14 protein-coding genes are annotated in these 13,313 nt (G+C 60.2%); 6 read left to right on the top strand and 8 right to left on the bottom strand.

What is annotated here, in order from left to right:
* Window positions 1-9: 9 nt before the first annotated feature.
* The 8 genes from ACY34H_RS23355 to ACY34H_RS23320 form a co-directional block, all read right to left on the bottom strand.
* Window positions 10-654, bottom strand: coding sequence for an SGNH/GDSL hydrolase family protein (locus tag ACY34H_RS23355; protein ID WP_464979863.1), 645 nt, complete (start codon window positions 652-654; stop codon window positions 10-12).
* A 15-nt stretch (window positions 655-669) separates the two neighbouring features.
* Window positions 670-1,245 (bottom strand): hypothetical protein, encoded by a 576-nt coding sequence (locus ACY34H_RS23350; RefSeq protein WP_464979862.1) that lies wholly within the window; start codon window positions 1,243-1,245, stop codon window positions 670-672.
* 2 nt (window positions 1,246-1,247) lie between these two features.
* Window positions 1,248-1,799: a YqiA/YcfP family alpha/beta fold hydrolase gene (locus tag ACY34H_RS23345; protein ID WP_464979861.1), complete on the bottom strand. Its 552-nt coding sequence runs from the start codon at window positions 1,797-1,799 to the stop codon at window positions 1,248-1,250.
* A 127-nt stretch (window positions 1,800-1,926) separates the two neighbouring features.
* A complete protein-coding gene (locus ACY34H_RS23340; RefSeq protein ID WP_464979860.1) occupies window positions 1,927-2,847 on the bottom strand; it encodes a helix-turn-helix transcriptional regulator in 921 nt (306 codons plus the stop codon).
* 378 nt (window positions 2,848-3,225) lie between these two features.
* Window positions 3,226-3,531: a hypothetical protein gene (locus tag ACY34H_RS23335; protein WP_464979859.1), complete on the bottom strand. Its 306-nt coding sequence runs from the start codon at window positions 3,529-3,531 to the stop codon at window positions 3,226-3,228.
* A 366-nt stretch (window positions 3,532-3,897) separates the two neighbouring features.
* Window positions 3,898-4,593: a metallophosphoesterase gene (locus tag ACY34H_RS23330; RefSeq protein WP_464979858.1), complete on the bottom strand. Its 696-nt coding sequence runs from the start codon at window positions 4,591-4,593 to the stop codon at window positions 3,898-3,900.
* A 715-nt stretch (window positions 4,594-5,308) separates the two neighbouring features.
* The gene (locus ACY34H_RS23325; protein ID WP_464979857.1) at window positions 5,309-6,451 is read right to left on the bottom strand and encodes an MFS transporter; all 1,143 of its coding nucleotides are present in this window, start codon (window positions 6,449-6,451) and stop codon (window positions 5,309-5,311) included.
* Complete coding sequence (locus ACY34H_RS23320) at window positions 6,441-6,992, bottom strand: TetR/AcrR family transcriptional regulator (RefSeq protein WP_464979856.1); 552 nt, start codon at window positions 6,990-6,992, stop codon at window positions 6,441-6,443. The genes ACY34H_RS23325 and ACY34H_RS23320 overlap by 11 nt, the downstream gene beginning before the upstream one ends.
* Window positions 6,993-7,463: 471 nt before the next feature.
* On the opposite strand from ACY34H_RS23320, the gene ACY34H_RS23315 reads away from it, so the two are divergent.
* The 6 genes from ACY34H_RS23315 to ACY34H_RS23290 all read left to right on the top strand — a co-directional run bounded on the left by ACY34H_RS23315 (window position 7,464) and on the right by ACY34H_RS23290 (window position 13,299).
* A complete protein-coding gene (locus ACY34H_RS23315; RefSeq protein WP_464979855.1) occupies window positions 7,464-8,144 on the top strand; it encodes a type 1 glutamine amidotransferase domain-containing protein in 681 nt (226 codons plus the stop codon).
* 76 nt (window positions 8,145-8,220) lie between these two features.
* Entirely contained in the window at window positions 8,221-8,961 is a 741-nt protein-coding gene (locus ACY34H_RS23310) for an SDR family oxidoreductase (protein WP_464979854.1), read from the top strand.
* 39 nt (window positions 8,962-9,000) lie between these two features.
* Complete coding sequence (locus ACY34H_RS23305; RefSeq protein WP_464979853.1) at window positions 9,001-9,759, top strand: alpha/beta fold hydrolase; 759 nt, start codon at window positions 9,001-9,003, stop codon at window positions 9,757-9,759.
* A 60-nt stretch (window positions 9,760-9,819) separates the two neighbouring features.
* Window positions 9,820-10,425, top strand: coding sequence for a TetR/AcrR family transcriptional regulator (locus ACY34H_RS23300; RefSeq protein WP_464979852.1), 606 nt, complete (start codon window positions 9,820-9,822; stop codon window positions 10,423-10,425).
* A 128-nt stretch (window positions 10,426-10,553) separates the two neighbouring features.
* Window positions 10,554-12,011 (top strand): aldehyde dehydrogenase family protein, encoded by a 1,458-nt coding sequence (locus tag ACY34H_RS23295; protein ID WP_464979851.1) that lies wholly within the window; start codon window positions 10,554-10,556, stop codon window positions 12,009-12,011.
* Window positions 12,012-12,060: 49 nt separating this feature from the next.
* Window positions 12,061-13,299 carry an MFS transporter gene (locus ACY34H_RS23290; protein WP_464979850.1) on the top strand — a complete coding sequence of 413 codons (1,239 nt, stop codon included), beginning with the start codon at window positions 12,061-12,063 and terminating at the stop codon, window positions 13,297-13,299.
* Window positions 13,300-13,313: the final 14 nt, after the last annotated feature.

Raw genomic sequence — 13,313 nt, 5'->3', positions numbered from 1 at the left:
AAATGAGTCTTAATCCTTGCCTGGGCCGAAGACGACCGTCCGCTGGCCAGCCTCCGAGCGCACCAATTCAGCGATCGCAGCAGCGATTTTGCTCCCGCCCTGCCGGGAAGGTTCAATTGGCGAAGCCGGTGAGTAATCGCCGGGTTCGTTACAGACCAGTCGAAGATCGAGCACAGGCAGACCTCGTTCCGCCGCTTCGCGCAGGATTACATCGTTGAATACAGCCAATGCGGTACGCAGGCCAGGTGAAAGACCCGGCACACTGTCATAGATGGTTGAAATCGCTACTGGCAAACCCAGTGCCAACACTTCACCGAGCATATGCCGGTATTCGAGGCGAAAGTCGGCTTGCCATGACGCCAGCATCTCCGTTGCCTCGATGACTGATTTGACACCGGACTGCATATACCCTACCAGCCCAAGGACGTTATTGCCACCGCAACTTACGATGACGTTCGTGGACTCGGCCGACATGCCCTGCAGGCGGCTTACCTGCGTCCGCATGTCCGCCAGCACGTCGCCGTCGCGTGCCAGCAGAACGACACGATGGCCGTCACCCAGCAACGCCTGCAGTTGCGCCCGGACCTCACACCCCGGCGGCACATAAGGAGCGTTGTCGAAGATCGAATCACCCAGCAGGAAAATGTGACGCATGCAAAACCCCAATTTTTAGACCGGATGCAAGGTGTAGGTGTTGTCTACGTCGATCTCGAAGATCAGTTCGCCAGCAGCGGAGTCGGGCGCGTCTGACCACAGGGTGACAAGGGCCGCAAGCTCCCTTACCAAACCGCCAAGCTCGGCATTTCCTTCCATGGCACGACTTAACTCGTCGCGCGTCACTCCGGGCAAAAAAAGCGGCGCCAGGGCGAGCTTGCTTTCGAGTCCGATGGGGGGATGCCCCGCCAGCCGGTCGTGGACCACTCGTTGCAATTTCTTGACGTCGGGGTGGTAGCGCGCATCCGCCACCGACAGTTGAAACGTCTTCGGTGAAGTGCGACATTCAACGCGGCATGCGACGAAGCCATCCTGCTTCATCCCCACGCCGGCCGCGCCATCCAGTGCCAATGCTGCGGTCGGGCTGGCATACACGCCATAGCGCCGTGAAGGTTTATCGTCCGGCCGTGTGTATTCCCACAAATTATCGACAAAATACGGGACATTTCCTGGCAAGCGAGCGCCGGGGTGCCGCTTATAAACTTTTTCAGGATCGAAGGTGGGGCGTGGCACTGCGCGAAAAATGCTCATGATTACTCCTTTAATTGAACGTTAAGAGGAATTGCGACATCAGCCTGCGGGGCGATTCTTTCGAGAAATGCGGCAAAGAGCTTGCACAACTGAGGAATGCAATTGCTCAACCGGTGGTTGTCCTGCACCAGATGCAAAGTGCACTGTCGCAGGCGCGCAAATCGAACCGCAGTGTCATACGGGATTACTTCGTCGTCCCACCCGTGGACAATCTCGGTCTGCTCGCCGGACAATACAGGCTCCTGGCTGGGATAGCCGGGCATGTACAAGGCAGGTGCCAGCAGGAATACCCCATGCGCATGAAGCCGCTGGGCGGCCTCGGCGGCTACCCATCCCCCCATGCTCGAACCGACCAGCACCAAAGGCCGGCGCTCGCCGGAACATGCGGCAAGGAGTTGCTCAAGACGCACCGCGGGATCAACCGTGTGCGAATAGTCGAGGCTGCATACCTGCCAGCCGAGGTTGCCCGCCACGTCCGACAGCGCGACGATCTTGCTGCCGCGGGGCCCGCTTTCTTTGCCGTGTATAAAATGCACCAGGCCTTTTTCGGTCAACCCTGCCTCCATGAATAATATGTATCGACAAGGGACAGGATGCCCAGGCCGTTCTGCCGATATGCATGCTGCCGGCGACCTCCGCAGCTACGCTGGAACGCGACAAGCTGCGTCGCAAGGCGATCTGCTAGTTATAGTTTGCAGCCATGGCGATTGCCGTGGCTTTCAACTCAGCGCGCAGCTTCGCCGGGCTATGTACCTCGACGGCAGCGCCAAAACCGGTAAGCCAGAAAACAAGCGTACGTGTCGAGGCAACGGTCGCGGTCAGATGGATCGACCCATCGTCTTGCACTTCGAGTATCTGGTCAGGTGACAGCGGTGTTTCGAAAAGATGCTCGCCCACCGGGCGCTGGAATGTCGCGCGCAGGACGATAGGGGGCCCGGTCAGGAAACCGAACGCGCCTGCGGCGATGAAGGCATCCAGGTCGAAGTCCGGGCTTCTTCGTGCAGACGCGTAAATGAGTTCAGCCTGTTTAACGCGATGCAAGGCAAGCGTGCGTACGTCCTTGTAGTCGGCGAAGGTGCACACCAGGTAGACGATCCCGCCGCGCTGAACTATTGCCAGGGGATGGACAACGGGGTAAACCGTCGCAATCTCTGCATCCCGCTTCTTATAACTTAACTTCAGCTGCAGATCTTTCATCAAGGCTTGATAGACAGTTCGTTGACAATGTTCATCAAGCACCGGGGCCTGCAGAGGCTGCAGGGGAGCTATCGTGCGCACCTTGCTAAGCCAGGCCTTTGAACCGGCTGATTGCTCCATGGCGTTGAGAACTCGTGCCGCAGAGCGAAATTGGGGCTGCAGTGCGTCCAGTGCTGCAGGAGGAAGCTGGTTGCAAAGATGTTGCTCGACCAGCGTCAGCGTCAGCGCGTCCGGAATTGACAGTCCTGGAAGGTCGAAGCTGGATGCCCCGCGCTGCCAACTCCAGCCATACGGTTTTTCCCGATCGTCGGATATCAGCGGAAACAGAGTCGATAACTCGATGAGGTCACGTTGGACGGTACGCGTGGTTACCGTGAAATCCGCATCGCAAAGCTGCTGCTGCAAGTCCCTGACGGCGATCTTGGCAGGCGCTCGCGGTATAAGGCGGAGCATCGTCCAGTGACGGAGAAGCGTTAAGTTAGCAGTCAAGATTGTCTATTAGTCAAACACGGACGGCACGATAAAAGCGGCTTACAAGTGTACACCCCAATCATGCAAGGTCTGGGAATCAGGTAGTTAGAAGTTCAGTGCGCCACGCCTGATTCGCGTTGGCAAAGAGACACTCGATCAGCTCAATCAGCGAGACTCAGCGACGGCAATTTTCCGCATTGCCAATCTCTCACCATATACATTATCTCATTCGGCTGAGCGCTCCAAGGCGATAGTTGAAATCGGGAATCAGCACAAAAGTCAACCACTCCAGTTATCGCAACTCAACAATTCCTATTGAACACGCTTTTGCTCGTTACCCCATCCCTCTCGCCCTGCGCGCACACCTTTGTGATCCATTGTTGGCGAGATCTGGAACACGATGCGCCCTACCGGTTCCGTTGACAGCACACGATAACCCAAAATTCGCCCACCGAAATGGGAAGGTTCACTTTGTGCAGTATGAAGATAGAGATCGCCGCCGATCAGCGCCGACGCTATCGCCTCCGACACGTCCCAATTCCCGCTTTCATAGATCAACGGAACTTCGGAGATTTTCCTTACCTTGTTGAGCTTTTCGACAAAATGAATAGCTTTCATAGATTTTCCTCAATTTCATAGCTCAGGCGTTGATATCAATGTCCAAACCACGATAAATACTCCGTTCCAGACTAACGTAACACCTATCGCTTTTCATTCACCGCAAAAGTGCATGATCCGCTGAAATCCAAAGCACGAAATATTACGTAGCTGTGACCCTATAGAGCTTGGTTTCATATGATAGTACCTTACCCCAGCACGCTCATCGCCACGTAGATTGCAAGCAATTTCGCCAGTTTATTCCTAGCGAAACCTCCGCTCTGCGAGGCCGCTTAGCACACAGGCTGCTTATACTCCGAAACTGAAGTCGAATCATATGGCTGATTATTAAGACAAGAATTGGCAGCCATTTACAAAGCTACTGGTCTACAGCAAGTTGCGGCACCCTCGCGCAGCCACATCAGTTATTCTGGCGATTGTCAGACAATTGCCGAAAACTGCCCCTGTATCGATATGGTGCACGTTTCCAAGCACAATTGGTGTCGGCACAGGGGTGTGCCCGACAAATATTCTGGCTATGCCTGCGACGCCAGAGTCATCCATCGCGTTGATACGCCTGCGGCTATATAGACAAGTATCTGCGACTTGAGGTGCATCTTCGCCTTCCAATCCGGAAATTAACTCTTCCCACGAGGCGAATGGACAGTCACCATGCACAATGCCAACCAGGCCTGACGCAGTCTCTATCTCCAGAACTACAGGAAGTGCATCGAACTGGATAGCAATTTTCTCCTGATACAGGGGATCTAGTTCCAAAAACCAGGCGCCACCATTTTTTTGATAGTCCAAGTATTCCAGGTCGCCGACGAGATAGTCCAGTGCCGTCTGCTCGTGATTGCCACGTACGGCGTAAAACCAGGGTCGGGTTAGCCACGCGGCGACCGCTGCTGACTCAGGACCCCGGTCGACGAGATCACCGACACTGAACAGGCGATCAACGTCACAATTGAACTTGAGCCGATCCAGCCCTGCCTGCAATTTACTAAAACAACCGTGAACGTCGCCGACGACAAAATCACGGCCGACTTGATTCGCACCCAAGCGTCGAACGAAGGAGGTCATATGAAAATTACTTTTTGTTAAGCACTATTGAAAGCAAGCGTTGGAGTGCCTAGTGCGCCGGCATCGGGCTGCCACTAAACCAGCCACGTCTGACCTATGGCTACGCCCAACGCTTTCTCGCTACCGGAACGGAATCCAAGAGTTCCTACATGAGTATCGGCATGCTCACGCGCCGTAAAATTCATTATGAAACCTGATGCGACAGGTGGTGTCGCGTCGGGAAACCGAATAATAAAGTGAATCCTCCGATTAGCCACGCTGCCTCTACGCATTCAAGATTCAGCGCCCATATGTAATCGATGACGATTTCATCGTCGCAGAACTTGCGTGTAGATAGCCAGTGTACTGATGATCACGTCGCCCACCGTGGGAAAAACTCCTGTACCATGAGGTGGCCACTATGCGAAGCACCTTCGAGAAGAATTCTGAATCGGGTTTCAAAGTAATCTCCACCAAGTACATGGCGCCTCGTAAATTTCCCGTATAGCCACGACGCCCGTCGAGGTAAACGGCATCGCCCACCTCGCCGGAGGTTCGAATCCCTTCACCCCGACTAAGAATTCAAGCAAAAAGCGAACTTCGGTTCGCTGTTGTGCTTTGTACAGCAGCCTGCGTGCGGCACGTTCCACTTGACCGCCCCCCGACACGCGAGCCGACCTCGATGCGGCCATAGCAACGCCCCCACTTCCCCAAGTCAGCTACCGAAACATCGCCATCATGATCGTTTTTCGCCAGATCGCCTGAGCGGAATGAAACTTGCCAGCAAAGCCGCACCTGAGAACGTTGCCAAGGCAATGCTTACGCCAACGTTTTCAAGCAGTGCCGCAAACAGGGGAGCGCCAGAACTCTGCCCCAGGGCCACGATCAGGAAGGGAACCCCGAGCCCCAGATCGGGCCGTTCGGGGAGCAATCGAATACCCTGTATGAGGAAAACGCCGGATGATGTTATGTAGGATGCGCCGAACGCTGCGACGCTGAAGAAAACCGGCACGATGGATATCGAAGCCGCGGACAATCCAAGGATCCCCAGCGCCATCCCGACAAGCGACACGCGATGGACGCGCGCGACACCGAATTTCTGCGTCAGCATACCGGTCATCGAACCAATGACACCGGCCAGTCCAAGTGCAATCCAGACCCATCCCACATCGGTTTCGGAAAATTCAAACACCTCGCGCAGGATGTTGCTCCCGAATGTCCAGATCGCGGTACTTGAGACGCCCAGCAAGAACGCGCCCACGCACAGCGCCGGCATTCCTGGTCGTTTCAGATATGCCACGGAGATCGACATCGCGGATGCGCGCTCCACCGTTGTCGGAACCGCGTAAAAAACCCAGACCGTCACCACGAAACCGATGACGGCGAATGCCATGTAGATTTCGCGCCAGCCGCCTGCGTCCGTCAAACTCGCGAAACCGGAAAAAACAATGCCGGCTGCGGTTCCCGCATTGATGATCGCATTGGCTCTAGGGCGATTTGCATCGGCAAATTGTATTGAAACCGCCGTTGCCAGAGGCGGTGACGTCAGGCCGGTGCTGAGTCCTGCCAATGCAATGCCGATCCCCAACGGCAAGCTCGACGTTGCGGAAACGATCGTTGCCATGCCGATGGTCGAGCACAATCCAGCGGCGAATGCGATCGTTCGCGGACTGTACAGGCGGCCGCAGGCAAAAGCGGCAACGATACCCACGCAATACGCTATGAAAGCGCTGCTCCCGATCCATCCCGTGGTGGCGATATCGAGTGACAACTCGTCGCGCATCTGCGGCAACAGCAGCCCGAAAGCAAAGCGGGCCAGCGCGTAAGAAACCGCGGTCAGTGCAAAAGCGGCAGCCAGGAGGTTGAAGTTATGCTTCATCGGCTGTCCTGGCATTTGCAAGAAGGGATAGTGCCGCAGCTTTTGCATCGGCAACTGCTGTCGGATATTCCAGGCTCGCCACCGCGGTGGCGCCTTCGAACAATACCCAGATTTGCAAACAAAGCTGAGCGTTTTCATAGCCCAGCAAGCCGTTCACACGCCTGGCGATTTCCTCGAGAAATTCTCTTTTTTGCTGGCTCACCAATGCGACGATCTCGACATTGGACACGCGGTATTCGCTGGCGGCGCGGAGCAGCAAGCATCCTGATGCGCCGTGCGTTTCGAACCATCTCTCGAGCGTGTCGAACAGTGATGCGATAGTGCCACTGTCCAGACAGGAGTTCTTCAACTCATCCATGAAAGCGCGGTGTCTCGCTTCCAGGGCAGCCAGTACCAGCCCGTCACGGCAGCCAAAGTGTTTATACAGCGTACGGGTAGAAGCTCCAACGGAGGCGCTGATGTGATCTATCCCGATACCGCGCAGGCCTTCGCGCGCAAATAACTGCGCTGCGGCCGTCACCATTTCGTCGCGTTTATCCATGAAACGAGTGTACAACGATCGTTTTACATGTCAAGCGTGCGGAGCTGCGTGGTCTGCCCGGGCACGGTTGCCGGGGCGACCTCCTGGAGTGTCCCGCCGGTCACCTAGTTCTGCCGCGATCCACCGACCCTGAGCGCCTTTGGAGCTTTTCCAGAACACTGATCTATCGATCCAGCGCGCGCCGAACCTGGCACGCGCGCACCGAGCGCCAGCGCCAGCGTGCCGGCAACCCATGCCAGTGCCACGACCGTGGCACGCACGCCATCCGACTGCCGCGTCGTTCGGCAGTCGTACCAGGAACAGCACCGCACCGGAAAAGTTGAGAAAGTTATAGACGACTGGTCTACTTGGTGATATCTTGTGTCCATCGGTGCAGCAAACCACACGTTGCACCAGCACCACCGGCCTGTTGCGCTCATCTCGAAACAAGACGACCGGTCTAATTCAAATTTAACTTATTGGAGCAACACCATGAAAAAAGTCCTGATGGTTCTCACTTCCCACGATCAACTCGGCAACACCGGCCGCAAGACCGGCTTCTGGCTCGAAGAGCTGGCCGCGCCCTACTACGCCTTCAAGGATGCCGGCGTCGAAGTCGTGCTGGCCTCGCCGCTGGGTGGCCAGCCGCCGCTGGACCCGAAAAGCAACGAGCCGTCGTTCCAGACCGACCTGACCCGCCGCTTCGAGGCCGATGCCGCCGCCAACGCGCAACTGGCCTCCACGCTGCGCCTGGACAGCGTCGACCAGCGCCAGTTCGACACCGTGTTCTACCCAGGCGGTCACGGCCCGCTGTGGGACTTGGCCGAAGACAGGCACTCGATCGCCCTGATCGAATCGTTCCTGGCAGCGGCCAAGCCGGTCGCCCTGGTCTGCCATGCTCCAGGCGTGCTGCGCCATGTGAAAACGCCCGCCGGCCGCCCGCTGGTCGAAGGCAAGAATGTGACGGGCTTCACCAATACCGAAGAGGAAGGCGTGGGCCTGACGAACGTGGTGCCGTTCCTCGTCGAGGATGAGCTGAAGGCCAAGGGCGGCGTGTATTCCAGCGGTCCGGACTGGGGTTCGTATGTGGTCCGCGACGATTTGCTGATCACCGGCCAGAACCCGGCATCGTCGGCGGAAGCCGCGGCACTGCTGCTCGAACAACTGGCCTGATGCGCCGATGCGGCGACGCGCCTTCCCTGGCGGAGGCGCCGCGCCACAACCCGGAAACCAATACAAAGGAATGGTCATGAAAGAAGGCATACAGAACAAGGTCGTCCTGATCACGGGCGGCAGCACGGGCATCGGGGCCGAGGTGGCGCGGCTGCTGGCGAGCCAGGGCGCGAAGGTGGCGATCGCCGCGCGCCGCAAGGAAAAACTCGATGAGGTCGTTGCCAGCATCGCATCGGCCGGCGGCACGGCGAGGGCTTACAGCCTCGATGTCACCGACAAGAAACAGGTGGAAGCGGTCGTTGCCGCGACCATCGCTGACTTCGGCAAGCTGGACGTGCTGGTCAACAACGCCGGACTGATGCCGATCCGCCCCATGGCCGAAGCCAATACCGACGAGTGGGATGCGATGATCGACGTGAACCTGAAAGGCACGCTGTACGGCATTGCCGCCGTGCTGCCGCGCTTCCTGGCCCAGGAAAGCGGCCACATCATCAACCTGAGCTCGGTGGCCGGGGTCAAGGTCTTCGCGCCCGGCGGCACCGTGTATTCCGGCACCAAGTTCGCCGTCTCGGCCATCTCGGAGGGACTGCGCCAGGAAGTGGGCGACAGGATCCGCGTAACGTCGATTGCGCCGGGCGCCGTCGAAAGCGACCTCAAGCACAGCACCTCCGGTACCGCGCGGGAAACCGTACTTGATTTCTACAAGCAGGCGATCCCCGCCGCCTCGGTCGCACGTGCCATTGCCTTCGCGATCGAGCAGCCGGCGGACGTCGACATCAACGAAATCGTCCTGCGCCCGACAGCACAGGTGTTCTAAGCAGCAGTCAATCCTCACACCACTTTATGGAGCCTCATCATGAACAAACTGACCCGCATCGCCTCCGCACTCGCCCTGTCGCTCGCCGCCATCGGCGCGCAGGCAGCTACCCCGGCCCCGGTCAGGAACGTGGTCCTGGTCCACGGCTTCTTCGCTGACGGTTCCGGCTGGAAGGGCGTGGCCGACATCCTGACTCGCGACGGTTTCAACGTCACCGTCGTGCAGCAGCCGGAAACCTCGCTGGCCGACGACGTCAACGCGACGACGCGGGCAATCGATGCCCGGGAGGGCAACAGCATCCTGGTCGGCCACAGCTATGGCGGCGTGGTGATCACGGAAGCGGGCAACCATCCCAGGGTCGCGGGCCTGGTGTATGTCGCGGCGTTCCAGCCCGATGCCGGCGAAAGCCTGAAAGACCTGGCCGACCGGAACGCGCCGGCCACCAAGGGCATCCGGGCCACGGCGGATGGGCACCTGTACTTCGACCAGGCCCTGTTCCATGCCGATTTCGCGGCGGACCTGCCTGCGGCCGACGCCAGGTTCATGGCGCAGTCCCAGGTGATCCCGGCAATCGGCGCGGCGACCACGGCCGTGTCGAAGGCCGCATGGCGCAGCAAACCAAGCTGGGCCATCATTTCGACGGCCGACCGTACCGTCAGTCCGGAACTCGAGCGCACCATGGCAAAACGCGCCGGCAGCAAGACGGTCGAGATCGATGGCAGCCACGTCGCCTTTATCGCCCATCCCGAGCAGGTTGCCAGGGTGATCGAACAGGCAGCGGCCTCTGCCGGCAAATAAGTGCCGATTTCATGCGGCCCGCAGCTAGACGACTGGTCTATTTAAACGTATAGTAGCCCCATGGCCAAAGCACACAACACCGATTCCTCCGACGTTCGCGACAACATCCTTGCGGTGGGACAGCGCATCATGTCCGGCAAGGGGTTCTCGGCTGTCGGACTGAACGAGATCCTGACGGAAGCAAAGGTGCCGAAAGGCTCCTTCTACCACTACTTCGGCTCGAAGGACGCGTTCGGCGAGGCATTGCTGGCGAACTACTTCGAAGACTACCTGGCCGATATCGACACCGTGATGGGCCAGCCCGGGGTGACCATGGCGCAGCGCCTGCTGGATTACTTCGACATGTGGCGCGCCAACCAGTCCTTCCTCGATTGCCAGGGCAAATGCCTGGCGGTCAAGCTCGCCGCGGAAGTGGCCGACCTGTCCGAAGCGATGCGCACGGTACTGAACCAGGGAACGTCGGCGATCATCGCCAGGCTGGCCGATGCCATCGAACGGGGTGTGGCCGAAGGCTCGCTGGCCGTCGACGACAACCCGCGGCGGATCGCGGAAAGCCTGTACCAGCTGTGGCTGGGTGCCAGCGTCATGGTGAAGATCGTGCGCGGTACCGAGCCGTTCGATTCCGCCATGGCCGTCACGCGTCAAATGCTGCATCTGGACCATTGACTGTTTCACCAGGCTGGCCCGCCAGGCGGGCCGGCGCCGGACACTTCGAGCGAAGTGTTTTTTTAAACTCATAAACTAGACGACCGGTCTAATTTAGCCGGTCTCACGCAAATAAACGAAAGAACACCATGTCCACAGGAATCGCCACCCAAGCTACCACGCTGTTCGACAGCCCCTACTACCTGAGCATCGCCGGCAAGCTCGCCACCGCCGAGACCATCTTCGACGTGCTCAACCCCGCCACCGGCAAGCTGCTGGCCCGCGCCCCCGCGGCCAGCATCGCCCAGCTCGACGATGCCATCGCCGCGGCACAAACCGCGTTCAAATCCTGGTCCGCGATCGGCTACGAACGGCGCCAGCAATACCTGGAAGCCTACGCCGACGCACTCGCCGCGCACCGCGACGAACTGGCCCGCCTGCTCGTGCTGGAACAGGGCAAGCCCCTGAAGACGATGGCCGAGCCCGAAGTCGACCAGGCCATCTCGTGGATCCGCCAGATCGCCGCGCGCCGCATTCCCGTCGAGATCGTCGAGGAAACCGACAGCCACGTCGTCGAACTGCACCACACGCCGCTTGGCGTCATCGGCGCCATCACACCGTGGAATTTCCCGGTGTTGCTGGCCTTGTGGAAGGTCGCGCCCGCGCTCATCACCGGCAATACGATGGTCATCAAGCCGTCGCCGTTCACACCGCTGACCTCGCTGCGCTTCGGCCAGATCGCGCAGTCGGTGCTGCCGCCGGGCGTGCTGTCGGTGGTCTCCGGCAACGATGAACTGGGGCCGCACATGACGGCGCATCCTGGCATCGCCAAGATCAGCTTCACGGGCTCGACGGCCACCGGCAAGCACGTGATCCGCTCGGCGGCGGGAACGATGAAGCGCGTCACGCTGGAGCTGGGCGGCAACGATGCGGCCATCGTCATGCCCGACGCCGACTGGGAAGCCATCATTCCCCAGCTGTTCTGGGGAGCGGTGGGCAACTCCGGCCAGTGGTGCGTCGGCATCAAGCGGCTGTACGTGCACCGTTCCTGCCATCCACGGTTTGTCGACGCCTTCGTTGCCTATGCGCGCCGGCAGAAACTGGGCGACGGCCTGGATCCCGACGTTACGGTCGGTCCGGTACAGAACCGCATGCAGTTCGAGAAGATCAAGACCTTCCTCGACGATATCAAGGCCAGGGGCTACAAGGTCGTGCTGGGCGGCGAAGTCGATCCGGACCGCCCTGGTTACTTCATCCCGGTGACCGTGGTCGACAACCCGCCGGAAGACTCGATGATCGTGCAGGAAGAACAGTTCGCCCCGATCGTGCCGATCATCGCCTATGACGATGTCGACGACGTCATCGAGCGCGCCAACGACAGCCCGTTCGGCCTGGGCGGCTCCGTGTGGGGCCGCGACACGCGGGCCGCCGTAGCCGTCGCCAACCGGCTGGAAACCGGCATGGTGTGGGTGAACGAAATCCATACCCAGGGCGTGGACATCCCGTTCGGCGGCCACAAGCAGTCCGGCCTGGGCACCGAGCACGGCAGCGAAGGCCGGCAGCTGTTCACCAATCCGAAGACCGTTCTCATCCACAAGTCGCATTGATCGTTGACCCGTGCCCGGGCACCGGCCCGGGCCAACCAGGAGATCCACCGTGTCCGTCCAAACCCTTTCTCCCAGCGGCGCGCGCCTGGCGGCGCCGGCCGGCAGCGCTGCCCTGTCGATGGCGGCGGCCATCGCCTGCGTGGTACTGGTCGCCCTCACCCTGCGTCCAGGCATTGTTTCCATCGGCCCGCTGCTGCCCGCCATCATCGGGGAGTTCGGCCTGTCGCACACGCAGGCAGCGCTGCTGACGGCCATCCCGACTTTACTGATGGGCCTGTTGGCTGCGCCGGTGCCATGGCTGTCGCGACGCTTTGGACGCGACCGCTTAATGCTGGCCGCCCTCGCGCTGCTGACCCTGTCCAGCCTGGCGCGCGCCTTCGCGGATTCGGTGGTGCTGCTGTTCGCGGCGACCGTCGGCATCGGTGCCGGCATCGCGATCGCCGGGGTGTTGATCGCCGGCTTCGTCAAGGCCGGGTTTCCCCGGCAGGTGGCGATCTTCATGAGCCTGTATGCCACCGCGCTGGCCCTGGGCAGCACGCTGTCGGCCGCCGCCACGGGAACGATCGCCGCATGGACGGGCGGCTGGCGCTGGGCCGCGGGTGTCTGGGTACTGCCCGGCGTGCTCGCCCTGCTGGCCTGGCTGTTCGTGGCGATGCGCGGCCCGGCACCAAGGGCCGCAGCGGCTGGCGCGCGGCGCCATGGCATGCCGTTCCGCAATCCCACCGCATGGCTGATCGCCCTCTTCTTCGCCTGCAATAACTTCGTGTTCTACGCCTTTATCTCCTGGCTGGCGCCGATGTACGTGGAAGCCGGCTGGACACCCGCGCATGCCGGCCTGCTGCTGGCCACCTTCACGCTGGCGTTCATGGCCGCCAATCCCGTGTTCGGCTTCCTGAGCCGCGACGAAGACCGCCGGCTGCCGCTCGCGCTCGGTGCCGGCACCGCACTGGCGGGCATCCTGGCCATGGCGCTCGCGCCAACGGTATCGCCGTACCTGGTGGTGGCGGTGCTCGCCTTCGGCACCGGCGGATCGTTCACACTGTCGATGACGCTTCCCCTCGACAATACCCGGCATGCGGAGGAAACCGGTGCCTGGAATGCCTTCGTGCTCCTGGTCAGCTACACGGTGGCTGCCGCCGGTCCGCTGGCGGTGGGCCAGCTGCGCGACGCCAGCGGTTCCTTCGACTCCTCGCTCTGGCTGCTCGTGGCGGTCGGCACCGCGATGGTGGCGCTGACGCCGTTCCTGCAACCGCATCACCACAGGAACCCCATCGCCGAGGCTGCATGACTGGCGATACACTG

The organism is Pseudoduganella sp. jia 9 (assembly GCF_055502615.1).
The sequence above is the reverse complement of the archived record's forward strand: the minus strand, read 5'-3'. Positions and strand labels throughout refer to the sequence as shown.